This window comes from Cypionkella sinensis, from assembly GCF_042646385.1.
Lineage (GTDB): Bacteria > Pseudomonadota > Alphaproteobacteria > Rhodobacterales > Rhodobacteraceae > Cypionkella > Cypionkella sinensis.
The window spans coordinates 1,675,169-1,697,719 of the sequence record NZ_JBHRTO010000001.1 but is presented as its reverse complement, the minus strand read 5'-3'; the positions used below and the strand labels follow the sequence as shown (position 1 = coordinate 1,697,719).

At 61.6% G+C, this 22,551-nt stretch carries 22 protein-coding genes; 9 read left to right on the top strand and 13 right to left on the bottom strand.

Translation table 11 applies throughout. From position 1 onward, the window contains the following. Positions 1 to 771: 771 nt before the first annotated feature. Positions 772 to 4,101, bottom strand: a complete 3,330-nt coding sequence (gene carB, locus ACFOGH_RS08505) for a carbamoyl-phosphate synthase large subunit (protein ID WP_380072640.1) — start codon at positions 4,099 to 4,101, stop codon at positions 772 to 774. A 210-nt stretch (positions 4,102 to 4,311) separates the two neighbouring features. After that, on the bottom strand, positions 4,312 to 5,898 hold the full coding sequence (locus tag ACFOGH_RS08500; protein WP_380072639.1) for an amino acid permease: 1,587 nt from the start codon (positions 5,896 to 5,898) through the stop codon (positions 4,312 to 4,314). Between the two features lie 279 nt (positions 5,899 to 6,177). Between ACFOGH_RS08500 and ACFOGH_RS08495 the strand changes: the two genes are divergently transcribed. Both ACFOGH_RS08495 and ACFOGH_RS08490 read left to right on the top strand, forming a co-directional pair. Then, complete coding sequence (locus ACFOGH_RS08495; RefSeq protein ID WP_380072638.1) at positions 6,178 to 7,323, top strand: aminodeoxychorismate synthase component I; 1,146 nt, start codon at positions 6,178 to 6,180, stop codon at positions 7,321 to 7,323. After that, a complete protein-coding gene (locus ACFOGH_RS08490; RefSeq protein ID WP_380072637.1) occupies positions 7,281 to 7,907 on the top strand; it encodes an aminotransferase class IV in 627 nt (208 codons plus the stop codon). The genes ACFOGH_RS08495 and ACFOGH_RS08490 overlap by 43 nt, the downstream gene beginning before the upstream one ends. Before the next feature lie 156 nt (positions 7,908 to 8,063). On the opposite strand, the gene ACFOGH_RS08485 is transcribed toward ACFOGH_RS08490, so the two are convergent. Beyond that, the gene (locus tag ACFOGH_RS08485) at positions 8,064 to 8,801 is read right to left on the bottom strand and encodes a M48 family metalloprotease (protein ID WP_380072636.1); all 738 of its coding nucleotides are present in this window, start codon (positions 8,799 to 8,801) and stop codon (positions 8,064 to 8,066) included. Between the two features lie 70 nt (positions 8,802 to 8,871). On the opposite strand from ACFOGH_RS08485, the gene ACFOGH_RS08480 reads away from it, so the two are divergent. Next, a complete protein-coding gene (locus ACFOGH_RS08480) occupies positions 8,872 to 9,219 on the top strand; it encodes a hypothetical protein (RefSeq protein WP_380072635.1) in 348 nt (115 codons plus the stop codon). A 312-nt stretch (positions 9,220 to 9,531) separates the two neighbouring features. Here ACFOGH_RS08480 and ACFOGH_RS08475 read toward each other — a convergent pair whose 3' ends face one another. Further along, a complete protein-coding gene (locus ACFOGH_RS08475) occupies positions 9,532 to 9,786 on the bottom strand; it encodes a DUF167 domain-containing protein (protein WP_380072634.1) in 255 nt (84 codons plus the stop codon). Positions 9,787 to 9,875: 89 nt separating this feature from the next. On the opposite strand from ACFOGH_RS08475, the gene ACFOGH_RS08470 reads away from it, so the two are divergent. Both ACFOGH_RS08470 and ACFOGH_RS08465 read left to right on the top strand, forming a co-directional pair. Further along, complete coding sequence (locus ACFOGH_RS08470; RefSeq protein WP_380072633.1) at positions 9,876 to 10,439, top strand: nitroreductase family protein; 564 nt, start codon at positions 9,876 to 9,878, stop codon at positions 10,437 to 10,439. A 40-nt stretch (positions 10,440 to 10,479) separates the two neighbouring features. Then, a complete protein-coding gene (locus ACFOGH_RS08465; protein WP_380073983.1) occupies positions 10,480 to 11,166 on the top strand; it encodes an EI24 domain-containing protein in 687 nt (228 codons plus the stop codon). Here ACFOGH_RS08465 and ACFOGH_RS08460 read toward each other — a convergent pair. Both ACFOGH_RS08460 and mce read right to left on the bottom strand, forming a co-directional pair. Continuing rightward, the gene (locus ACFOGH_RS08460) at positions 11,160 to 11,435 is read right to left on the bottom strand and encodes a DUF1467 family protein (RefSeq protein ID WP_380072632.1); all 276 of its coding nucleotides are present in this window, start codon (positions 11,433 to 11,435) and stop codon (positions 11,160 to 11,162) included. The genes ACFOGH_RS08465 and ACFOGH_RS08460 overlap by 7 nt on opposite strands. Next, positions 11,432 to 11,836 carry a methylmalonyl-CoA epimerase gene (gene mce, locus ACFOGH_RS08455; protein WP_380072631.1) on the bottom strand — a complete coding sequence of 135 codons (405 nt, stop codon included), beginning with the start codon at positions 11,834 to 11,836 and terminating at the stop codon, positions 11,432 to 11,434. Before mce ends, ACFOGH_RS08460 begins: the two co-directional genes overlap by 4 nt. A gap of 178 nt (positions 11,837 to 12,014) precedes the next feature. Here mce and ACFOGH_RS08450 point away from each other — a divergent pair, with 178 nt between their 5' ends. Beyond that, complete coding sequence (locus tag ACFOGH_RS08450; RefSeq protein ID WP_380072630.1) at positions 12,015 to 12,770, top strand: response regulator; 756 nt, start codon at positions 12,015 to 12,017, stop codon at positions 12,768 to 12,770. 109 nt (positions 12,771 to 12,879) lie between these two features. Then, the gene (locus tag ACFOGH_RS08445) at positions 12,880 to 13,047 is read left to right on the top strand and encodes a hypothetical protein (protein WP_380072629.1); all 168 of its coding nucleotides are present in this window, start codon (positions 12,880 to 12,882) and stop codon (positions 13,045 to 13,047) included. A 10-nt stretch (positions 13,048 to 13,057) separates the two neighbouring features. Here the strand turns inward: ACFOGH_RS08445 and ACFOGH_RS08440 are convergent, their stop codons facing one another. From ACFOGH_RS08440 to aspS, 3 genes are all read right to left on the bottom strand, one after another. After that, positions 13,058 to 14,281, bottom strand: a complete 1,224-nt coding sequence (locus ACFOGH_RS08440) for a DUF1501 domain-containing protein (protein ID WP_380072628.1) — start codon at positions 14,279 to 14,281, stop codon at positions 13,058 to 13,060. An 8-nt stretch (positions 14,282 to 14,289) separates the two neighbouring features. After that, positions 14,290 to 15,561, bottom strand: coding sequence for a DUF1800 domain-containing protein (locus tag ACFOGH_RS08435; protein WP_380073982.1), 1,272 nt, complete (start codon positions 15,559 to 15,561; stop codon positions 14,290 to 14,292). A gap of 285 nt (positions 15,562 to 15,846) precedes the next feature. Further along, the gene (gene aspS, locus ACFOGH_RS08430; protein ID WP_380072627.1) at positions 15,847 to 17,625 is read right to left on the bottom strand and encodes an aspartate--tRNA ligase; all 1,779 of its coding nucleotides are present in this window, start codon (positions 17,623 to 17,625) and stop codon (positions 15,847 to 15,849) included. 144 nt (positions 17,626 to 17,769) lie between these two features. On the opposite strand from aspS, the gene ACFOGH_RS08425 reads away from it, so the two are divergent. After that, entirely contained in the window at positions 17,770 to 18,129 is a 360-nt protein-coding gene (locus ACFOGH_RS08425; protein WP_380072626.1) for a YigZ family protein, read from the top strand. A gap of 38 nt (positions 18,130 to 18,167) precedes the next feature. Next, positions 18,168 to 18,530, top strand: coding sequence for a diacylglycerol kinase (locus tag ACFOGH_RS08420; protein WP_380072625.1), 363 nt, complete (start codon positions 18,168 to 18,170; stop codon positions 18,528 to 18,530). Positions 18,531 to 18,586: 56 nt separating this feature from the next. Here the strand turns inward: ACFOGH_RS08420 and ACFOGH_RS08415 are convergent, their stop codons facing one another. The 4 genes from ACFOGH_RS08415 to ACFOGH_RS08400 form a co-directional block, all read right to left on the bottom strand. Then, positions 18,587 to 20,146: a hypothetical protein gene (locus ACFOGH_RS08415; protein WP_380072624.1), complete on the bottom strand. Its 1,560-nt coding sequence runs from the start codon at positions 20,144 to 20,146 to the stop codon at positions 18,587 to 18,589. A gap of 214 nt (positions 20,147 to 20,360) precedes the next feature. Continuing rightward, positions 20,361 to 20,735, bottom strand: a complete 375-nt coding sequence (locus tag ACFOGH_RS08410; protein ID WP_380072623.1) for a thiol-disulfide oxidoreductase DCC family protein — start codon at positions 20,733 to 20,735, stop codon at positions 20,361 to 20,363. Positions 20,736 to 20,784: 49 nt separating this feature from the next. Further along, positions 20,785 to 21,444 (bottom strand): 5-formyltetrahydrofolate cyclo-ligase, encoded by a 660-nt coding sequence (locus ACFOGH_RS08405; protein WP_380072622.1) that lies wholly within the window; start codon positions 21,442 to 21,444, stop codon positions 20,785 to 20,787. After that, a complete protein-coding gene (locus ACFOGH_RS08400; protein WP_380072621.1) occupies positions 21,441 to 22,472 on the bottom strand; it encodes an NAD(P)H-dependent flavin oxidoreductase in 1,032 nt (343 codons plus the stop codon). Before ACFOGH_RS08400 ends, ACFOGH_RS08405 begins: the two co-directional genes overlap by 4 nt. Positions 22,473 to 22,551: the final 79 nt, after the last annotated feature.

The following is a 22,551-nucleotide window of genomic DNA, read 5'->3' as shown; positions in this document are numbered from 1 at the left end:
GTTTGGCTTGCGATACTGCTTGAGAACAGCCGTCGAAGTTCCCGAGATACTCTCGGTTTTTTTCGGAGGGCAAGTATGCGCAGTTCCCTGTGTGAACTTCGTAATCGCCGTTCGATTGTTGGTTCGTGTTCAAATAATAGTTAGCCATTTTCCCGCTCCATTTGGTGGGAAGTGAGTTGATGGCGGCTCGAACCTGTGCGATAATCAAATTGCAAGTGAGATCTGCGCAAGTTTTTGCCGCCGATTTTTCGGGAATGCCAGCCGCTTTGGTTGGCATTTCTCGTTTAGCCACTATCCATTGCGACCCCCCTGTAAATACTAGACAAGCAAAATTTGGCTTAAGAGCCTAACTGCTAGTCATTATGATAACCTAAGGGGTAGAATGACGCGCAAGCCGTAGCTGTGTCAAGCGTCCAGAGCACGAAATATGGTGTATATACCCCAAAAAAAGTGCTTGACCTAATAATTGCCCTAATCTGCGAGGGAGGTCAAGGCTATTTTTCAAACTAGATCAAGATTTTTAAACATTATATAGCGGGTATAGTCGTTGATCCGTCAAGATGTGGTGTATCAGGCGAAAAGGTTATGTATGTGGCCGAAAATTTTTCAACAACACACAACATTGTTTGTCCACAGGGTTATCCACTGAATAGCTTAAGTGTGGATGCGGTTTCGCATGTTGTCACTCCGGCCTGCGCAAGCGTGCGCGGGCTTTCGGGACTGAAAACGCTCCACTGGAGCGTTTTCGCGGCGCGAGAGCGCCGCCGTCCCTCACCCCTGCAATGTCCTCACCCCATAGCCCTCGCCCCGGGCCTGCATCGCCTGCACCACCGCAATCGCGGCGGCAGCGGTGGTGAAATACGGGATCTTGTCCATCAGCGCGACGCGGCGGATGTCGCGGCTGTCGGTGACGGCTTGGGCACCTTCGGTGGTGTTCATCACCATCGCTATGTCGTTGTTTTTCAAGCGATCCACGATGTTCGGGCGACCTTCATATACCTTGTTCACCAGCGTCGCCTTGATGCCTTGCGCGTTCAGCCAGCCTGCGGTGCCGCGGGTGGCGACGATCTCAAACCCAAGCGCCACCAGATCGCGCATCGCAGTGGCGAAGGCGGCGGTTTTGTCCATATCCTTGATCGAGACAAAGGCGCGGCCAGCGTCGGGCAGGGCAACGCCCGCGCCCATTTGCGCCTTGAGGAAGGCCAAGGCGAAGGTGCGATCCCAGCCCATCACCTCGCCGGTGGAGCGCATTTCCGGCCCCAGAACCGGATCAACGCCGGGGAAGCGGGCAAAGGGCAGGACGGCTTCTTTCACGCTAAACCAAGGGGTTATCGGATCGGCAAGGGTGAAGGGGTTCGCCAGCGGCAGGGGCGTATCCGGCCCCACGCCCTGCGCATAAGCCGCGCGCATCGGGAAGTTCGACATCGGCTCGCCTGCCATCAGGCGGGCAGCGATGGCGGCAATCGCGCTATCGGTGGCCTTGGCGACGAAGGGCACGGTGCGGCTGGCGCGCGGATTGACCTCGAGCACGAAAATCACGCCGTCTTTGATGGCAAACTGCACGTTCATCAGGCCGACCACGTTCAGGGCAAGCGCCATGGCGATGGTCTGCTTTTTCAACTCGGCAATGGTTTCCGCCGACAGCGAATGCGGCGGCAAACAGCAGGCCGAATCGCCCGAATGCACGCCTGCCTCTTCAATATGTTCCATGATTCCAGCGACATGCACGTCTTTACCGTCGCTTAACGCATCTACGTCAACCTCGATGGCACCGGAGAGGTAACTGTCGAGCAGCACCGGGCTGTCCCCCGAAACCTGCACGGCGGTGGCAATGTAGCGGTCCAACTGGGCGTCGTCGCGGATGATTTCCATCGCGCGGCCGCCCAAAACGAAGGAGGGGCGAATGACCAAAGGATAGCCGACGTCTTTGGCGACAGCGAAAGCCTCATCCCGGCTGCGCGCCGTGCCGTTGTGTGGCTGTTTCAGGCCCAGCTTGTGCAGAAGCTGCTGGAAACGCTCACGATCTTCGGCAAGGTCAATGGCGTCTGGCGTGGTGCCCAAGATCGGGATGCCTTCGGCGTGCAGTGCATTGGCCAGTTTCAGCGGGGTTTGGCCGCCGAATTGCACGATCACGCCGTGGAGGGTGCCGTTTTCCTGCTCGACCCGCAGGATTTCGAGGACGTGTTCCAAGGTGAGCGGCTCGAAATACAAACGGTCCGAGGTGTCATAGTCGGTCGAAACGGTTTCCGGGTTGCAGTTGACCATGATGGTCTCATAGCCCGCCGCCGTCAGCGCATAGCAGGCGTGGCAGCAGCAATAGTCAAACTCGATGCCTTGGCCGATGCGGTTCGGGCCACCGCCGAGGATAACGACTTTTTTGGCAGCGGAGGGCCGGGCCTCGCATTCCACATCGCCCATCGCGGGGGCTTCGTAGGTGGAATACATATAGGGGGTCTGGGCCTCGAACTCGGCGGCGCAGGTGTCGATGCGTTTGAAGACGGCATTGACGCCAAGGTTGCGGCGGGCACGGCGCACTTGTGCCTCATCCCGGCCGGTCAGTTTGGCGAGGCGGGCGTCGGTGAAGCCCATCATCTTCAGCTTGCGGATGCCTGCGGCATCGAGCGGCAGGCCCTTGGCGCGGACGACCGCCTCGGCCTCGATGATTTCGCGGATGCGGGCGAGGAACCATGGGTCGAAGGACGTGATCGCGTTTATCTCGTCGTCGGTGAGGCCGTGGCGCATCGCTTGGGCAATGACGCGCAGGCGGTCGGGGGTGGCTTTTGACAGTACGAGCGTGATGGCGGCACGGTCTGGCGCGCCGGGGATGGCGATTTCGTCGAAGCCTGACAGGCCGGTTTCCAAAGACGCCAGCGCCTTTTGCATGGATTCGTGGATGGTGCGGCCAATCGCCATGACTTCGCCGACCGATTTCATCGCGGTGGTGAGGTTGGGTTCGGAGCCGGGGAATTTCTCAAACGCGAAGCGCGGGATTTTGGTGACAACATAGTCGATCGAGGGTTCAAACGACGCGGGCGTGACTTTGGTGATGTCGTTGTCCAACTCGTCCAGCGTGTAGCCGACGGCGAGTTTGGCGGCGACTTTGGCGATGGGGAAGCCGGTGGCTTTTGATGCCAGCGCCGAGGAACGCGAGACGCGCGGGTTCATCTCGATCACCACCATGCGGCCATCGGCGGGGTTGATCGCCCATTGCACGTTCGATCCGCCGGTCTCCACCCCGATTTCGCGCAGCACGGCAATCGAGCCGTTGCGCATGATCTGATATTCCTTGTCGGTCAGCGTCAGGGCAGGGGCCACGGTGATGCTGTCGCCGGTATGCACCCCCATCGGGTCAATGTTCTCGATGGCGCAGATGATGATGGCGTTGTCGGCAGTGTCGCGCACCACCTCCATCTCATATTCCTTCCAACCGAGCAGCGATTCGTCGATCAGGATTTGCGCCATCGGGCTGGCTTCAAGGCCCGAGCGGCAGATTGCTTCGTAGTCGTCGCGGTTATAGGCCACGCCGCCGCCGGTGCCGCCGAGGGTGAAGGCGGGGCGGATGATGGCGGGCAGGCCGACATATTCGATGGCGGTCATACACTCGGCCAGACCCGCGGCGATGTCATACTTGCCAGAGGCGAGTTTCGGGGCGGCGATGATGGTGGCTTTGGGGTTTTCAAGGCCGATGCGATCCATCGCTTCGCGGAACAACTTGCGATCTTCTGCCATTTCGATGGCCGGGCGCTTGGCCCCGATCAGCTCGACGTTGAACTTTTCCAACACGCCGAGGTCAGCCAGTGCCAAGGCGGTGTTCAGGCCGGTTTGCCCGCCCATGGTCGGCAGCAGGGCATCGGGGCGCTCTTTTTCGATGATCTTGGCGACGACTTCGGGCGTGATCGGCTCGATATAGGTGGCGTCCGCCAGGCCGGGGTCGGTCATGATGGTGGCGGGGTTCGAGTTGACCAGGATCACCCGGTAACCTTCTTCGCGCAGCGCCTTACAGGCTTGGGCGCCGGAGTAGTCGAACTCGCAGGCCTGACCGATGACGATGGGACCGGCTCCGATAATCATGATGGATTTGATATCGGTTCTTTTCGGCATGGCGGCCCCCATAAGCAAAACTTTGCGGGTTATAGCCAGCACGCGCCGGGGCGCAAGGGGCATTTGGCGCTTGGCTGAACCTTGGGCCGAGGCGGCGGATTTTTTGAAAAATCCGGGCCGATTTCTGTCGCAGAAATCGGTTGCGCGGTGGTTGGCATGCGAAACGGCGCCAGAGTTTCCTCTGGCGCCGTTTGCCTTCGTTTGCGTGGTTTAGCGGGTTTGACCCACGGCAGCTTCGGCGGCGGCGATGGCGGCCTTGCGGGCTGCGATCTTCTCGCCTGTCGGCGGGCCTTCAAAGCGGCGGTTTTCCACGGTGACCCACAGGATCAGTGCCAAGGCAATGAAGCCGAGCACGACGTAAAGCACACGCTCGTTCGGTGGGGCGACGGCGATGAACAGGATCACCCCCATGCCGACCACGGACAAAATCGTGACAAGCTTGTAGAGGCCTGCGGACATTGCCCAAGGGCCGGGGTTCGGCCATTTCGGCGTGCCATAGGCGAACAAGCCAGCCACCAGCGGCACGGTGAAAGACAGGAACAGGAACACCAGCGTCGAGTTCACCACGATGACATAGATCGAGGTTTCGCCAACCTTGATCGACATCGCCAGCACCACGTAGAGGATGCAGAGCGCGGTCGCCGTCCAGATCGCGTTCACCGGGGTGCGGAATTTCGGTGACACGGTGGCAAGCGCTTTCGAGCCAATCGGCATACCGTCATCACGCGAGAACGCGAACAGCATCCGGCTGGCCGAGGTCACGGTGGCCAGACCGCACAGCAGTTGGGCGATGAAGATGCCAAGGTAGATCACAGTTTTGAGCCCGGCAGGCAGGATTGCATCCATGGTCTGGAAGAACATGCCGAAGCCTTGCGTGGCGGCAACGCCCAGATCCGGGATTGCCAAGGTGATGGCGCAGATCATCACCCAACCGACCAGCGACGACCAGAACACTGCCGAGACGATGCCTTGGGGCACAGACATTGCGGCATTCTTGGTTTCTTCTGACGTGTGCGCCGAGGCGTCATAGCCGGTGATGGTGTAGACCGGAAGCAGCAGGCACAGCAGGAACAGATAGCCCATGTTATCCGATTGCGGGAACACGTTGCCGCCCGCTTCGCCCGAGTAGTTGGTGAAGGTCCACAGCCGCGAGATGTCGATGGCGGGGGCGAACCACAGGCAGGCGATCACCAGAACGGCGGTGGTCGCAAAGATGAGATAGCCGGAAATGTCGGTCAGGAAGGTGGTGGCCTTGATGCCGACATGGTTGAAGATCGCCTGAATGATGGTGATTACGGCCACGAACACCACGATCTCCATATCCGAGCTGGGCCATGGCGTGACCGCACCGTCAGCGCCGGTGGTGCCGAACAGCGATCCGAACGTGCCCTGGAAGAAATAGGCGGTGCCGATGTTGATGGCCCCCAGCACGGTGATCAGGCCCAGCAGGTTCAGCCAGGCGGTCAGCCAGCCAAGGAAGCGGCCGCCAAGGATCGAGGACCAGTGGTAAAGCCCGCCCGCTGTCGGGAAGGCCGAGGCGATCTGCGCCATTGCCAGCGCGAACATGCCCGACAGCGCGCAGCCGACGATCCAGCCGATGCCTGCACCAGCACCGCCGACCGAGGAAATCGCTTGGGCGAAAGAGTTGATCCCGCCCGACAGAATACAGATGATCGAGAAGGAAATCGCAAAGTTAGAGAATTTGGACATCGAGCGCGAAAGCTCTTGTGCGTAGCCCATGCCATGCAGGACTTTCATGTCCTCATGCTGGGCTTTGTCGTCGTAGTTTTCAGCCATTGTTACCCTCCGAACCGTTGGTTGGTCGTTGTTATTGTTGTTATCGGTGCGACGTTGTGCCGCCCCTGCGTGCAGGGAAGCGCGGATTTTACAGTCTGGCAAGCACTGAATAGAAGTTTACAAAAATCAGCACTGTTGCGACGGCTTCGCTGCTTGTCCCGGACATTTTCGCGTCGCAAATGCGCAAAAGACGGGCGGGCCAGCACTGGATTTGCGGGCGGGGCTGGCCTAGGTGTTGGGGCTGACCGGGTGGTTGGCAAAGGGACAAGGGGCGCGGGCGTGATCCTGATCGAAGACGGACCATTCGGGCAGCCCGCGCTGTTTGACGGCGCGGAGGCGCTGGTTGTTGCGCATAGGGCGGATGAGGTTGCCCCGGCCCTGGCGCGTCTGGATGCGGCGCGCGAGGCTGGCAAATGGGTGGCGGGCTATATCGGCTATGAGGCGGGCTATGCGCTGGAACCCAAGTTGGCGGGCCTGATGCCTGCGCCGGATGCGGCACGGCCGTTGCTGGTGTTTGGCATCTATGCGGCCCCCGGTGATGCGGGCGCGGTGTTGGCCGCGGCGGCCGCTCAGGCGCGGGGGGTGGAGGTCGCCCCGCTGGAGCCTGTGATCAGCCGGGCGGAGTATGGTGCGGCGATGGGCCGGGTGATGGGCTATATCGCGGCGGGCGATTGCTATCAGATCAACCTGACCTTTCCGCTGCGCACGCAGTTGCTGCAAGGCTCGGCCCTTGGGCTGTACGGTGCGCTGCGGGCGCGGCAGGCGGTGGGGCATGGTGCTTATCTGGATATGGGCGTGGGGCCAGTATTGGTGTCGCGCAGCCCCGAGTTGTTTTTGCGCACCAATGCCGCTGGACGGATCGAGGCGCGCCCGATGAAGGGCACAGCGCCGCGCGATGCCGATCCGGTGCGGGATGCGGAACTTGCCGAGGCGCTGCGGGCTTCGGCCAAGGATCAGGCGGAAAACCTGATGATCGTTGATCTGTTGCGCAATGATATCAGCCGGGTGGCCAGGGTGGGGTCGGTGAAGGTGCCGGAGCTGTTTGCGGTGGAGCATTACGCCACCGTGCATCAGATGGTGTCGCGCATTGTTGGGCAGCTTGAGGCCGCGCCCAGTATTGCGGGGCTGATGCCTGCGCTGTTTCCGTGCGGGTCGATCACCGGCGCGCCGAAAATCCGGGCGATGCAGATCATCCACGAGGTTGAGGCGTTTGCGCGCGGCGTTTATTGCGGCGCGATTGGCTGGATGGCACCGGATGGGGCCTCGGCGTTTAATGTGGCGATCCGCACGCTCTCGGTGTTTGGCGAAGGCGCGATAGAATTGAACGTCGGCGGCGGTGTGGTGCAGGACAGCACCGCCGATGGTGAGTGGGAGGAGGCGTTGTGGAAAGCACGCTACTTGCAGGGGCTGGTGCGCCCGATCTGAAACTGATCGAGACTTTGGGCTGGGATGGCCGGCGGCTGGTGCGGTTGCCGTTGCATCTGGCGCGGCTGGCACGCTCGGCTGCGGCTTTGGGCTGGGGGTGTGATCTGGCGGTGGTTGAGGCGGCGCTGCGGGCGGCAGTGCCAGAGGCTGCGGCGCGGATGCGGCTGACCTTGGATGCGCGCGGGGCTGTTGAGGTGCAGGCGGCGGTTTTGCCATCGGCCAAGGCGGAATGGCGGGTGGGGTTGGCGGCAGAGCGGCTGACCTCGGGCGATGTCTGGCTTTCGGTGAAATCGACGCGGCGGGAAGCGTATGATGCGGCGCGGGCCGGTTTGGCTGCGGGGCTGGATGAGGTGATCTTGTGCAATGAGCGCGGCGAGGTCTGCGACGGCTCGATCACCACAGTGTTCTTTGACCGCGGGCACGGGCTGCGGACGCCACCGCTGGCCTGCGGTCTGTTGCCGGGGGTGCTGCGGGCCGAGATGGCGGTGGCAGAGGAGGTCTTGCTGGCGCGTGATTTGCCGCTGGTCAGGCTGTGGCTGGGAAATTCCTTGCGCGGGTTGATCCCGGCGGTCTGGGTGAGTTGATCGCGCGCGGCGCCCGCCGGGCCGGGCGTTGACCTCAGCGGGTATCTCGCTGACCTGACTTTAGACGCAAACCATCCGCGCGGGCGGGAAAACGCGATGCGTTTTCTGTTTCCGCCCGGACTTGGCCGCGCCCAAGCGGGTGAATGTCGATCTATTCTACACGCCGCGCAGTTTGGCGACGACGGCGGCGACCAGCGCCTTGCGTTGGCGATTGGCGGGGTGAGTGCCAAGGAATTGATCGCCGGGGTCGGGCAGGCGATCAAAAAAGCCGGTGCCGCGCACGGGATCATATCCGGCGTGGAAGGCGATTTCAGCGCCGACGGCATCGGCCTGAAGTTCGTAGTCCTTTGAGAATTGCCGGGTTGCAAGGCCTGCGCCGAGTTTCTGGGCCTGCTGCACCTCGTCCTGCCCCGCACCAGAGGCGGCGGCGAGAATGCCTGCCATCATCGCGCCGGAAAGTGCGGTCTTTTCTTGCTTGGGGATGTGGCCGAGGATGTGATGCGCAGCCTCGTGGCCCAACACGAAGGCAATCTCATCAGCGTTGCGGGCGTCGGCGATCAGCGCCAGCGAGAAGGCGATGATCGGGCGGCCTGCTTTATCCACGGTTTGAAAGGCGTTGGCGGGTTGGTGGGGGCGGTCGTCGATCACGATCTGAAAATCGCAACGCTGGGCGATGTGCTGGGCGCGGCAATACGCCTCGGCCACGGGTTCGACGCGCTGCACCACGGTCAGAAAATTGATCGCGGCGGCGCGGGATTCCAATGCGCCCCCGGTGGCACTGGGCTGGGTCAGAACCTGTGCTGCGCTGTCGGTCTGGCTGATCGGGGTCGCCCCCGGTTGCACGCATCCTGCCAGCAGAAGTGCTGTCAAAATCCATCCTGCTTGCCGTGTCATGCCCTGTGCCTTCGTCGCTGCGCTGATACAGCCCATATCAAACCCGCCGCAGTTTGATAGCCCCGTGCGCGTGATCGGGTTGCACTTTCGCTTGAACGTGGCGCGGATGCTTGACCCTGCCGGGAATGAAGGCTCATCTGGGCAGCAGTTGATCCGGCAGAGGAGCTTTGCGATGTTCACCATCGAACATGAATTCGACGCCACGGTGATCACTTTGGTGGATGAGGGCGAGCCGGACAGCCCGCTTCAGGAAGATATCACCATTGAGGCCTATGCCGAATGTGTGGTGCTGCGGCAGTTGGATGTGATGACCGAGGAAGAGGTTTCGATCACGCTTTCCATCGGCCAGTTGCGCGATCTGGCGGCGGCGCTGGATTTGCCGGAAGGCAGCTACCGGATTGAGCCTAAGCCGCGCTAAAACGTGTCAGGCTATGATGGGCCACATGCGCTGTAGAGGCGACCGACATTCACGCGCTTTTGTGCGGCTAGCTCCGGGCGGAGACAGAAAACGCATCGCGTTTTCCCGCCCGTGCGCGCGGTTTCACCCTGTAATCGGTGCCGCAACAAACCCACTGAGGCCAGTGCCCGACCCGGCGGGCGAGAAGCGCCCGCCATCGGCGGGTCGGGCGCTGGCCGGGCCTTTGAGGCCCGGCGGTTTCAGCGGACACCTTTACCGCATGGCGAAGGCAAAGGCCTTCGCCAGATAGTCAACGATGCATGTCGATCAGCCTTAATCCAGCCGGAACACCTTGTCGCGCGAAATGGCCCCGCGCAGCAGGGTCAGCCGGGATTTGGCGACGCCAAGCGCATGGGCGAGGGTTTCGGCCACGGCGGCGGTGGCGCGGCCGTCTTCGGGGGCGGCGGTGACGGTAATCTTGATCACACCACCCTCGCGTGTGATGCTGTTGCGGCGGGCGCGCGGGGTGACTTTGCAGGTAAATTCTGCCCCCGGAACCGCTTGTTCTGACCACGCGCCTTTTTGCATGGCGACAGAGTGCAGAAGCGGTGGCCAAAGGACAAGCCCACTTGACGCGGCAGGGCCTGAGCGCCACCTGTGACGCAAAGGAGCTTTTCATGACTCAAGACGCGTTTCATTTCCTGCAATCCCGGCAATCACAACCGGCCAAGTTGTTCAAAGGCCCGGTGCCGGATCGTGCCGAGCTGTTGGAGATTTTGACCGCAGCCACCCGCGTGCCCGATCATGGCAAGCTGGAGCCGTGGCGGTTGGTGGTGCTGGACAAGCCTGCGATGCAGCGTTTGGCCGATCTGGCCGAGGCGCGGGCGCAGGAGCTGGGTGGGGATGCCGAAAAGATTGCCAAGGGGCGCGGGCAGTTTGATCTGGGGCAGTTGGCGGTTGTGGTGATCTCGTCGCCGAAACCATCCGAGAAGATCCCGGTATGGGAGCAGGTTCTGTCGGCGGGCGCGCTGTGTCTGGGCGTGGTCAATGCCGCTTTGGCCAAGGGCTGGGGGGCGAACTGGCTGTCGGGCTGGCCCTCGCATGATGCCGAATTTGCGGCGCAAGCGTTTGGCTGTGTGGGGGACGAGCGGGTGGCGGGGATCGTGCATATCGGCACGGTTGTGACGCCGATGGCCGACCGTCCGCGCCCTGATCTGGCGAAACTGATCACTTGGGCCTGAGTGGTTTCAGGCCGTGTTGGGCAGGTAAGGAGCGCAGATGATTTTCAGTGATTTCGCCAAGGCGCTGGGTCAGCTTGGCGACGGGCGCTTCATGCGGGTGATGCTGTTGGGGATTGCACTGGCCGCCGCGCTGCTGACGGGCGCCTATGCTGGCCTGCTGTGGGTGATTGAAACCTTTACGCCGGGTAGCATCAACATCCCGTTCGTGGGGCCGGTGGGCGGATTGGACACTTTGCTGAGCTGGGGCTCGGTGCTGTTGATGATCGTGCTGTCGATTTTCCTGATGATTCCGGTGGCCTCGGCGTTTACCGGCCTGTTCCTTGAGGATGTGGCGCAGGCGGTGGAGGACCGGCATTATCCCGGTTTGCCGCCTGTGGCGCGGCAGAGATTTGGCGATGTCGCCATTGATACCGCCAATTTCATCGGGTTGCTGTTGGCGCTGAACACGGTGGCGCTGTTGCTATATCCGTTTGCGGGGCCGTTCAGCCCGCTGATCTTCTGGGGGATGAACGGCTATCTGCTGGGGCGGGAATATTTCACGCTGGTTGCCACCCGCCGACTGGGCCGCGATGGGGCGCGCGCGATGCGCAAGGCTTATGGCTTGCGCATCTGGGCGGCGGGGGTGCTGATGGCCGCGCCGCTATCTATCCCGCTGATCAATCTTGCTGTGCCGGTGCTTGGCGTGGCGACCTTCACCCATATGTTTCACCGGCTGAGCCGTCAGTAGCGGTTGGCCCAAAGCCCGAATACGTCAAGATCGGCGATGCCCCAGCGGCCCGAGGTGATCAGCAGATACAAGACCGCAAAGATCGCCAGCGCGATCACGGTGGTCAGCTTGGCTTTCGGTTTGATCATGGCTTCGGTGGGCGCCGAGCGCGGGGTGCCGGGTTCAACCGCGCCCGCCTGCGCCTGACTCTTGAAGCGCATCGGCAGCACGCAGAAAAACACCATGAACCAGGTGACAGAAAACAGCACCAGTGCGGCAGTGATGGTCATGTTTGCTCCAATTCTACCAGACAGCCGTTGAAATCTTTCGGGTGCAAGAACAGCACGGGTTTGCCATGCGCGCCGATCTTCGGCTCTCCTGATCCCAGAACCCGCGCGCCGCTGTCCTGAAGATGGTCGCGCGCTGCCAGAATGTCATCCACTTCGTAGCAGATGTGATGGATGCCGCCTGCGGGGTTTTTATCGAGAAAACCCTTGATCGGGCTGGCGTCGCCCAAAGGATAGAGCAGTTCGATCTTGGTATTGGGCAGTTCGATGAAAATCACGGTGACGCCGTGGTCGGGTTCATCCTGCGGGGCACCGACTTTTGCGCCCAAAGTGTTGCGGTATTGATCTGCGGCGGCGGTCAAATCCGGCACGGCAATGGCGACATGGTTCAGGCGGCCAATCATCGGCAAGGCTCCTTGCTTGGGCGGTTGCGGGTGTTATGGCGGCAGGGGGACGGCGGGGCAAGGGGAAGTGCTGTCGCAGGGCGCGGGCGAAAAAATCGGCGGGGCGGGGCGGGCGTTTACGCTTTGTGAACCAAAGTCGTGGAAGGATGCGGCTGTAGCCATCAGCCACAGGTGCGCCATGCCCCATTCGCCCGCCCCAGAGACGCCGCATGATCCACCCTTGCCGCCGGGATTTGCCTTGCCCAGCCTGACTGCCACTGCGGATTTGCCGCTGCATGGGGTGACGATTCTGGTGGTGGAAGACAGCCGCTATGCCTGCGAGGCGTTGCGGTTGATGAGCCAGCGCGCGGGCGCACGGTTGCGGCGCGCCGATACGCTGGCGGCGGCGCGGGCGCATTTGCGGGTGTATCGCCCGGATGTGGTGATCATCGACCTTGGCCTGCCGGATGGCCGGGGCGAGGCGCTGATCCGCGAGTTGGCGATGGCGCGGCAAAGGCCGCTGGCGGTGCTGGGCACATCGGGCAACCCGGAAGGGCGCGGATCGGCGCTGGCTGCGGGGGCGGAAGGGTTTCTCGACAAGCCGCTGGAAAGCTTCGTGCGGTTTTGCACCCTGCTGCGGCAGTTTTTGCCCGGCCTTGCACCTGCCGAGGTGGAAGATGCCGCCATCTGCCCCGACCCGTTGGCGCTTCAGGATGATCTGTCGCGCGCCGCAGTCGCGCTGTCTGCTGATCCGGATGCAGACGGGCGACGCTATTTGACGGGGTTTGTCATGGGGGTGGCGCATCATGCGCATGACGCGGCCCTGGCACGGGCGGCAAGTGCGGCAGTGGTGCCGCAGGCGGGCGGGTTGGAGCAGTTGCGCGGCCTGCTCGACAAGCGGTTGACGGTGACGAACACGGCCGCAACCTTTGCCCCCAAACCCGAGTCGGTATGATCCCGCATGGCCCCGCAATCACCATGGCTTTGACCGATATCCAGCATGGTTTCGCCCCAATCAATGCGCAAAACGCAGCTATCCTTCACGGCACGAAAGGCCACGCACCATGTCTGCCAAACAGCGTTTCCTGCGCGACGAATCGGGCGCCGTGTTTGCGGAGTGGGTGGTGATGACCGCTGTTGTCGTAACGGTCTGCCTTGTGGCACTGACGGCGTGGCGCGGCGAAGCCATGCGCGCCGATACTGAGGTTTCCGCGCTGGTTTCCGGCGTCTAAACCGCGCAGGCTATAGCAGGATACGCGGGTCTTTCCCCATTTGCAGGCCGGGAAACACGGTGTTTTCCAGAATATTCTGATCAATGCCATAAAGCCCATGGATCGTATGCGCGGCCCAAGCGCGCACGTCTGTGGTGGGCATCAGATCGCGGCCCTCATAGAGATTGGCGTCGGAAAGCCCCGGCCAATCGCCATAAATCTTGCCACCATTCAGCGCGCCACCCGCCATCACCATGACGCCGCCGGTGCCGTGATCGGTGCCAGCGGTGCCATTTTCGCGCGCGGTGCGGCCAAACTCGGTCATCGCGAGCAGCACAGTCTTATCCCAGACATTCGCACCAAGGCCGGTTTGCAGCCGCAGAATCGCATATTGCAGGCGGGCCAGAGATTTCGACAAACCGCCCGCCTGACCGCGATGGGTGTCCCATCCGCTCATCGAAAAGGCGGCGATGCGGGCGTCTTGCCGCAGCTTTCCGGCGGCATAATCCACCAGTTGCTCGACATCCTGCACCTTCAGGCCCGCCATTTGCGATGGGTCTGCGGCCATCATTTCCATGTCGCTATTGCCCGCATCGGCCAGCTCCATCGCCTCTTGCGAGGCCGCGTGGAACAGCGGATCGGATTCGTACACCCGATCAAACAGCAAACGGGCCTGCGGCGTCAGCATAAGCGTCGTTTCCGGCGACCAGTTGCGCACCTCGGCCGGGCCTTCCAGCAGGGGCATGGCGACTTGGCCGATGGAATAGGCGGTTTCCGATGTCAGGCCTTTTTGGGTTTGCAGCAGGCGGTTCAGCCAGCCGTCCTTGACCTGATTAAGCGGCACATCCATGCCAGTGCCAGCCTCGAGCATATCCTGGCCGACGAAATGGCTGCGCTTGTTGCGGTAGGGGGTCGAGGTGGCATGGACGAAGCCCAGTTGCCCCTTGTTCCACAGCGGCATCAGATCGCCCATCGCGGGATGCAGGCGGAAAAAACCATCCAAGTCAGAGGCTTGCGGGTTCAACAGTGTGGGGCGCAGGGCTGCATAATCCGCGTCGCCCTGCGGTTGCACGACATCCAAGCCATCCATTGCGCCGCGCAGGATGATCACGATCAGGCGGTGATCGCCCAAGGGGCGCCCGCCGTTCGCCCCGGCCATCGTTACCGTCGTAAGCATGGGATGCGCTGCCACCGAACAACCCAGCACACCACCCAAGCCGCGCAGAAAACCCCGTCTGTCCAAAGACCCTGTCATGGCGTCCCTCATCTGCGGTTGAATTCGGCGGAGGCCAGCACCAGCCCGACACCCTGTGTGACATCCTCGGCGCGAGCTGCGCCCCAAAGCAGCGCCTCACTGGCGCGGTCGGCAAGACTGGAATGCGCCAAGGCAACCGGATCGGGCAGAGGATCTGCCAGACGCGGCGGCACGCGCATCGACCAAGTGATGCGCCGCGCCAAGCCCTGCGGCGTGATCCATTCCTCGGCAGCTTCTTCAAAGCCGTTAGGACCAGAGGGGCGCTTGAACGGCTGGCCCATTCCGATCATCGCACTCATCAGGTCGGAGCGGAATTTCTTATAGGGCATTTGCTGCAGTTGTTGCCCTGTGATTCCTAGCGCCCGCAGCGAAGCGACTAGAAAATCAAAGGGTTGCCGCGCCTTTTCTGTCGTTTCCGTCCAAGCGCTGGGGTGGTTCAGCAGTGCCGTGTAGGTTGCCATCAGATCGCCACCCGAGCCGTTGTAGGCGTCGGCAATAGCCTGGACAAGATCAGCGCTGGGGGTGTCAGAAACGAAATGCACAGCCAGTTTGCGCGCCAGATGCTGGCCTGTCGCAGGTTGAAGTGCCAGATCGCGCAGGGCCGCGCGGACGTTCTGGATACCGCCAACATCATAGGTTTTACCCAGCAAGACCCTTGGACCGGGTTCGGCCCGGCGCGGCTGGAACTCCATGACCAGATCGGGGCTAAGCGTCAGTCCGGCAAGGATTTTCGCCATCTCTGTCACATCAGTCTGCGTGTAATTCGCGCCCACACCCAAGCTATGCAGCTCGATCACCTCGCGCGCGAGATTCTCATTCAAACCTTTGCCTTGATTCTTGCCCAATCGCGAATTGGGTCCGATCGAACTGGATTGATCCAGATAGCTGAGCATCGCCGGATGCAGCGTCGCGGCGGTCAACAGATCGGCGAACGTTCCAGTCATATGTGGACGTAGCGCCTCATCGACGATGCTGTAGGGGAACAGCGCCTCGACCTGTCGTTTTGAAATAACTGAGAAATGATCAGCCCAAAAGGTGGTAAGACGCTCTCGAAAGCCATCGGCACTGTCGAGCGCGCGGGCAAAGGTAGTTTTCGCGGCGTTTTGCGCGGCATCGTTGAAGCCCTGCAGAAGCTCGTCGCGACGCGGCTTTTCGGAGTCGTCTTTTTTCCCTGCTTTTTGGATCTCGCGTAACTCGCGAAGGTTGGGGATCAGATCCGCAGAAGCAACAGTTGGCCATGTCTGCGCGGCAACATCTGGTCCTGCCAATAGCGCCAGCATGGTTTCTGGAGAATCCGGTGCCCCCTTGGGCATCGGAAGGCCGTAGCCGAAGCGGATCGCGGCAAGGGTCCTGCGCTTTGACATCGTGCTCTAGCTCCGGATTCATGCAAACGCGATCTGCCTATGCGGTAACATAAGCAAGCGATGCTGGATTACAAACGTCTGGGTTTCAAATAAATGAGATCGCCAGCACGAAGATCGCGGCGCCGGCAGACCACAGCGGAACATTGCCAGCTGTTAAGCGGACGGATGACCCGCGCGGGCGGGCCATCCTTGGGGTTTGGCTTACTCTTTCGCCGCCACGCGCAGCGACAGTTCGCGCATCTGGGCATTGGTGGGTTCAGATGGTGCACCCATCAGCATGTCTTCTGCGCGTTGGTTCATCGGGAACATGATGACTTCGCGGATATTCGGCTCATCCGCCAAGAGCATCACGATGCGGTCGATGCCCGCGGCGCAACCGCCGTGGGGCGGGGCGCCGTATTTGAAGGCTTTGACCATGCCGCCAAAGCGTTTTTCGACTTCGGAATTCGGATAGCCTGCCAGTTCAAACGCCTTGAACATGATTTCGGGTTTGTGGTTGCGGATGCCGCCCGAGATCAGCTCATAGCCGTTGCAGGCAAGATCGTATTGATAAGCATAGACTTTCAGCGGATCGCCGTTCAGTGCATCCAGCCCGCCTTGTGGCATCGAGAACGGGTTGTGGCTGAAATCAATCTTGCCGTCGTCGGTTTTCTCATACATCGGGAAATCGACGATCCAGGCGAATTTGAAGCAATTCTGCTCGGTCAGGCCCAGTTCGCGGCCGATTTCGTTGCGGGCGCGGCCCGCGATGGCTTCGAAGTTTTCCGCCTTGCCGCCGAGGAAGAACGCGGCGTCACCTTTGTTCAGGCCAAGCTGGACGCGAATGGCTTCGGTGCGCTCGGGGCCGATGTTTTTCGCCAAGGGGCCTGCGGCTTCCATGCCGGAGCCGTCCTCAGCCTCGCGCCAGAAGATATAACCCATGCCCGGCAGGCCTTCCTTCTGGGCGAAGGCATTCATGCGGTCGCAGAATTTGCGGCTGCCGCCAGTGGGGGCGGGAATGGCGCGGACTTCGTTGCCTTCCTGCTCCAGCAATTTGGCGAAGATCGCAAAGCCGGAACCGGCGAAATGCTCAGACACGTCCTGCATCTTGATCGGGTTGCGCAGGTCGGGTTTATCGCTGCCATACCATTTGAGGCTGTCGCGGTAAGCGATCTTGGTCCAGTCGGAATAGACCTTTTTGCCCGGTGCGAATTCTTCGAAGATGCCCTGCACCACGGGTTGGACGGCGGCGAACACGTCTTCCTGCTCGACAAAAGACATTTCAATATCAAGCTGATAGAAGTCGGTGGGCGAGCGATCAGCGCGCGGGTCTTCATCGCGGAAGCAAGGGGCGATCTGGAAATAGCGGTCAAAGCCCGCCACCATGATCAACTGCTTGAACTGCTGCGGCGCTTGCGGCAGGGCGTAGAATTTGCCCGGATGCAGGCGCGAAGGCACCAAAAAGTCGCGCGCGCCTTCCGGGGAAGAGGCGGTGATGATCGGGGTTTGGAATTCGTTAAAGCCCTGATCCCACATGCGTTTGCGCATCGAGCGCACCACGTTCGAGCGCAGCATCATGTTGCGGTGCAGTTTCTCGCGGCGCAGGTCGAGGAAACGGTAGGTCAGACGGGTTTCCTCGGGGTATTCGATCTCGCCGAACACCGGCAGGGGCAGTTCTTCGGCGGCACCCAGCACAGTGAGGGCGGTGGCGTAAACCTCGACCTCACCCGTGGGCAGTTTCGGATTGACCAAGGCAGCATCGCGGCCCTTCACGCGGCCATCAATCTGCACCACCCATTCGGCGCGAACCTTGTCCATATCGGCGAAGGCCGGGCTGTCGCTGTCGGCGATGACTTGGGTGATCCCGTAATGGTCGCGCAGGTCGATGAACAACACGCCGCCATGATCGCGCACCCGATGCACCCAGCCCGACAGGCGGACGTTATTGCCAACATCGGCGGCTTTGAGATCGTTGCAAGTGTGGCTGCGATAGGCGTGCATGGACTTCCCCTTCACGGAGGTTACATCGGTTTTGCCCGATACACTCTGCCGCATGGATGAAGTCAAGCCCAAGGCATTGCGCTTTGCATTTCATCTTGGCTCAAATACTCCCGCCGGAGGCTTCGACAGGGGGGAAGGGACATCATGTTGCAGATTGTCGATGTGTTGCGCGATCGCGGCTCGCGCTATGCGGTGTCTGGTGGGGTGGTGCAGGGGCGGGCCGGGATCGAGGATTTTCTGGCCGAACTGAAGCGCGCCAAGAAATTCGCCAAGGCCACGCATAACACCTGGGCCTGCGTGCTGTCGGATGGCGGGGCGGTGAAGAACGACGATGGCGAGGCGGGGGCGGCTGCGGTGATCCTGAAGATGCTGGAGCGCGCCGCATTGCATGATCATATCGTGGTGGTGACGCGCTGGTATGGCGGGGTGCATCTGGGCGGGGATCGGTTTGCGCATGTGGTGACTTCGGTGCGGGCCTATCTGGACGCGCTTGCCAAGGTCTGAGGCTTGCGCTTGGATGGCCGCCTTGAATGGGGGGAGCCATGCGGGACATTTTGCGCAGTGAAGGGCGGCGGTTTGCCAATACGGTGATCTGGTCATGGCACGGCTGGCGGGCGGCTTGGGCCAGTGAAAAGACCTTGCGACAGTGGAGCGTGGTCAACGTGCTGTCAGCCGGTTTGGCGTTTTCGATTGAGATGACGGCGGCCGAGCGTGGATTGATCCTGGCGCTGGGCTTGCTGGTGCTGGCGGCCGAGTTGATGAACACCGGGCTGGAGGAAGTGGTGGATTACATCTCAAAGGCCGAAGATCCGCGCGCCAAGAAGGCGAAGGATTGCGGCTCGGCTGCGGTGGCGTTGACGGCGATTGCGGGCGGAGTGGCGTGGGTGGTAATTCTGATCGGATAGGGCGATCAGGAATGTGGCTAATTTATGATCGAATAGAGCGATCAGTTGGGCGAATTTCAGAAATCGACCTTCTTTGGTGACAGATATTGTTCTTCAAAGTGCGGAAGGAACGTGTCTGGGCATGCGCCTGAATTTATGCGGTCTTTCAAACGGTCCCATATCACCTCGTTTGCGGCGTAACCGTCGGCGCACTGATTTTCTGGGGTTCCGTCGTTGTCGCAGACCAGCCGCAGGACGTTCAGTTGCATTGCCAGCGGACAGTTGACGATGGCATCCAACTGGGCAAGTTGCTCTGGCGTTAAGGCGGAGATGTCTGTGGCCTTCATGATGTTGGATTGATCCAGCACCCGCATCCATTTCGGGCGCACAGCATTTGCCATTTGCTGATTGCCGTAGACGGAATAGTGGATCGCATTGTGAAAATACGGCTCGGCGCGGGCGATGCCATCAAACTCGCCGGACCCAAGCGTGATTTGCGCAAGATCGTTCCAGAGTTTGTAAGCCGTTGGCACGGCTTTGAGCGTTGCGTGCAGGCGCTGGATCAGATCGGCTTTTTCGGTCGTGGTGATCGGACGCGCCGCATAAGCCTCGGCTTCATCAAGGGTATAGACATAGCGGTGCAGCAGATCGGGATTCAGCGGGTCTTTCACCAAAGCATCTTGCAAGAGAGGAACCTCGCGCAGAAGTGCGGTGGAAAACTCGGGGTAGGTCGCCTGCATGGCATCGACCCGCGCAAGACTCATGCGGATGTCATCCAGTTTGCGCGCTTCTTCCGGGTTCAGGTCGCGCTGGGCTTTCAGGGCTTCCAGTCCTGAAACCACCTCTTCCGGGGTGGACGGACCATACATCATGTCATTGTAGCGGGCGTAGTCGAGGATAGGGTTCGGCATGAACAACAAGAGCTGATGTGCCGCTGCGCGCTGATCGCCATACCAGAAATTCGCGTAGTAGACGGCGTCGATGCGGCAAACTTCGGGGGTGTAATCGGGCACATCGGTGATTTTGGGCGCATAGCGGTCGCACAACAGATTGACCTGCTCGGGGCGACCGCCCCATTGCGGGGCCAGCGACAGCATAGCGCGCATCAGGCTGCCGCGATTGGGCTGGCTTGTCATGATCCGCTCTAACTCAATCGGAATCACCGCCTTGTTGCCGAGCGTGGTCGTCAGGCGGAGCATTCCGTCAGACGCCGGGATAAGATCGGGTGCAAGCTGGGCGGCGCGCTGGAACAGCTTGAAGGCCTGCATGTGGCGGCTCGACATGCCTTTCAAGGCTTCGGTCGTGGTCCGGTTGACGGTATTTTCGCCGCGCCATGCCCAACCCCAGACATAGAGGTTCCAACCCAAGGCATTGAGCGCGCGCGGATTGTCGGGATCGGCTGCGACCCAATCTTCGGCAAAGCGCTGGATTGCGGGATCGTAGAGTGCGAACACGTTGTAAAGCTCACGCTCGTCGTCTGGCGTGTGGGCGGCGGTGTATTCGGTGTGGGCGGCGATCAGGGCGGCGTCGGTCGCGGTGAAATCGCGGGCCAGCACAAGGCCGCGCAGATCATCAAAGCTGATCGCAGCGTCGGCGGGGCTGGCCAGCAGGCCAAGCAAGAGCAGAAGCTTACGCATCGGGCGCCGGGGCGTGAGATAGTTGCGGGGCGGGGGCGCAATGCGGCAGAACCGGATGCAGCAGGTCTGGGACCACAGGTTTGCCATCTGCGCAGAGGATTGGCTCGGATGAAGCCGTGCTTTGCGGCAGCGCCAAGGCGGGCAGTGGCACTAGCAAAAGAAGAACACGCAGCATCGGCGCCTCACAGGGTAAATACCCCCGCAAGTTGCGCAGTTAATGTGGCGCGGATTTGGCAGCTTCGCGGCGTTTGTGGGCGCGGTAGAGCAGCGGGGCCATGACGTGATCGTAAATCGCGCAGGCAATGGGGTGGATCAGCGGCAGTGCTGTCATTTTGCCGAACCAACGCCAGCGTGGCAGTTTGGCCCAGATCACCTGAAACGCCGGAATACCGGACAGGATTTTGCTGTCGTGCAAGACATGCAGGCGTTTGGCAGCGGCGTCGGGGGCGATGCCCCAAGCGGCTGCCTGCGTCAGATCATCAAAGCGCAGGGGGATGTCCTGCGCGAGTGCCGTCTTGCGGTAGCTGTTGATCTCGAACCGGCAGACCGGACAGGTTTCGTTGTAAAGGATGCGGGTCTCATCACTCATGCCGGGACAATAGCGCGCGGATGCTGGCTTGGCGATGTGGCGTGGCGTCTCAGGCGTGCAGCGGCGACAGCCCGTCTTCGCACAGGATGTAATCCATCGGGATATCATGCGGTTGCGGGAAGATCGTCGGTAGATGGGCAGCGGCAAGACCGATGCCGATGGCGATGGGCGATGGGGTAACGGCAGCAAGGGTGCGGTCAAAATAGCCGCCGCCATAACCCAGACGAAAGCCCGCACTATCCCAGCCGACGAGTGGTGACAGGGTGATATGTGGCGTAATCTCGGGGCCAGTGGCGGGCACCGGAATGTTCCAGAAACCGCGCTCCATCGCGGCCTCGGGTGTCCAGGGCCGGAACGCGAGCGGGGCTTTGGGCTGTAATATCACCGGCAGGGCAGCGGTGGCTCCGCGCGGCGCAAGGCTGGCAAGCCAGAAGCGCAGATCAAGTTCGGCCTTGATCGGCCACCAAGCCGAGATGATCAGGCCATTCAGGTTGGGAAAACGGCGGGCAAGCAGGGTATCGAGATGGCCGGCGATGGCCTGCGCTGCGGATTGCCGAGTGGCCACAGGCAAGGCGGCACGTTCGGCCAGCAGGCGGAGACGTTCGGCCTTGCGCCAGCGGGCAACATCGGTGGCTTGCTGCGGATCAAGCGGTTCGGCAGCGTTTTCATGCGCGAAACACACGGGCGAGGCGAAGGGTCTGTCGGTCATGGCTGTGCCCCGGTCAGGCGGGCGAGGGCGATCTGCGCCTCTGCCAGAATTTCGGCGATACGGGTGGCGGCGCTGGGCAGGGTGGTGATCAGGGAGGCACTTTCTCCGGCATAGTTTGGCATGGCTTCCAGATTTCCGGTGGTGATGCGCAGCGGGCTGTCGGTGCTGAAGCGCGGCAGCGGGCGGTCGCCTTCGTGGGCGATGATCTCGCGTGGCAGGTGGTCGGGGTGGTGGCCCAGCAGCCTGTGACCAAGGCTGTCGGTGACAGAATTGCGGATGACCCGGACCGGAGCATGTGGCGGCCAGTTCAGCGCAAACACATCGGTGTAGACGGTGTCTTCGGCGCAGGCGGTCAGCACGCGGGCCTTATGGTCGGCATGGGCAAAGGATTCCTCGGTGGCCAGAAAAGCGGTGCCGCAGTGTATTGCTTGTGCCCCCAAGGCGCGGGCGGCGATCAGGCTGGCCCCTGTCGCAAAGCCGCCCGAGGCAGCGATGGGCAGGTTGCAAGCGCGGGCGACCTGCTCGACCAGAATCAGGGCGGCGGCGGTGCCGTGAACATGCCCCCCGGCCTCGACGCCTTGGACGATCAATACATCGGCTCCGGCGGCCTCGGCCTCAAGCGCTGCGGCTAGCGATCCGACCTGATGCAGCACAAGGCAACCGGCGGTCTTCGCGCGCTTTATGGCTGCGGCGACGGGGTGCCAGAAGAAACATAGCGCGGGCACTTGCTTGGCAAAGCACATCGCGAGTTCGGCATCGAGCAAGGTGGGATCGGTGGCGGCGGGGATCAGATTGACGGCGAAGGCGCGGCTGGTTTGGGCGCGCACCGCGTCAATCTCTTGTGCGATCAACTCTGGCGGTTCGCGGACCATGCCAAGGATGCCGTAGCCGCCCGCATTTGCGATGGCGGCGACAAGCTCGGATCGTGCGACGCCGCCCATACCAGCCAGCAGGATCGGGTGATCACATCCCAACAGATCGCAGAGAGGTGTGCGCAGATTCTGGTGCAGATTTAATGGGTTATCCATGCATCACCTTCCGTCTCGCCGGATTTTGGTCGCACCCGGACGGGCGAGCCGACGTCAAGGCGGCATCGCAGTCACTCTG

Bases quoted from the DNA above. Each gene is read 5' to 3' on its own strand.
- ACFOGH_RS08470 (WP_380072633.1), top strand. From the start codon at position 9,876: ATGACTCAAGACGCGTTTCATTTCCTGCAATCCCGGCAATCACAACCG.
- aspS (WP_380072627.1), bottom strand. From the start codon at position 17,625: ATGCACGCCTATCGCAGCCACACTTGCAACGATCTCAAAGCCGCCGAT.
- ACFOGH_RS08405 (WP_380072622.1), bottom strand. From the start codon at position 21,444: ATGACCGACAGACCCTTCGCCTCGCCCGTGTGTTTCGCGCATGAAAAC.
- ACFOGH_RS08460 (WP_380072632.1), bottom strand. From the start codon at position 11,435: ATGACCATCACTGCCGCACTGGTGCTGTTTTCTGTCACCTGGTTCATG.
- ACFOGH_RS08425 (WP_380072626.1), top strand. From the start codon at position 17,770: ATGTTGCAGATTGTCGATGTGTTGCGCGATCGCGGCTCGCGCTATGCG.
- ACFOGH_RS08485 (WP_380072636.1), bottom strand. From the start codon at position 8,801: ATGACACGGCAAGCAGGATGGATTTTGACAGCACTTCTGCTGGCAGGA.
- ACFOGH_RS08435 (WP_380073982.1), bottom strand. From the start codon at position 15,561: ATGCTGGCGCTATTGGCAGGACCAGATGTTGCCGCGCAGACATGGCCA.
- ACFOGH_RS08420 (WP_380072625.1), top strand. From the start codon at position 18,168: ATGCGGGACATTTTGCGCAGTGAAGGGCGGCGGTTTGCCAATACGGTG.
- ACFOGH_RS08400 (WP_380072621.1), bottom strand. From the start codon at position 22,472: ATGGATAACCCATTAAATCTGCACCAGAATCTGCGCACACCTCTCTGC.
- ACFOGH_RS08415 (WP_380072624.1), bottom strand. From the start codon at position 20,146: ATGCGTAAGCTTCTGCTCTTGCTTGGCCTGCTGGCCAGCCCCGCCGAC.
- ACFOGH_RS08450 (WP_380072630.1), top strand. From the start codon at position 12,015: ATGCCCCATTCGCCCGCCCCAGAGACGCCGCATGATCCACCCTTGCCG.
- ACFOGH_RS08440 (WP_380072628.1), bottom strand. From the start codon at position 14,281: ATGACAGGGTCTTTGGACAGACGGGGTTTTCTGCGCGGCTTGGGTGGT.
- carB (WP_380072640.1), bottom strand. From the start codon at position 4,101: ATGCCGAAAAGAACCGATATCAAATCCATCATGATTATCGGAGCCGGT.
- ACFOGH_RS08410 (WP_380072623.1), bottom strand. From the start codon at position 20,735: ATGAGTGATGAGACCCGCATCCTTTACAACGAAACCTGTCCGGTCTGC.
- ACFOGH_RS08500 (WP_380072639.1), bottom strand. From the start codon at position 5,898: ATGGCTGAAAACTACGACGACAAAGCCCAGCATGAGGACATGAAAGTC.
- ACFOGH_RS08445 (WP_380072629.1), top strand. From the start codon at position 12,880: ATGTCTGCCAAACAGCGTTTCCTGCGCGACGAATCGGGCGCCGTGTTT.
- mce (WP_380072631.1), bottom strand. From the start codon at position 11,836: ATGATTGGCCGCCTGAACCATGTCGCCATTGCCGTGCCGGATTTGACC.
- ACFOGH_RS08475 (WP_380072634.1), bottom strand. From the start codon at position 9,786: ATGCAAAAAGGCGCGTGGTCAGAACAAGCGGTTCCGGGGGCAGAATTT.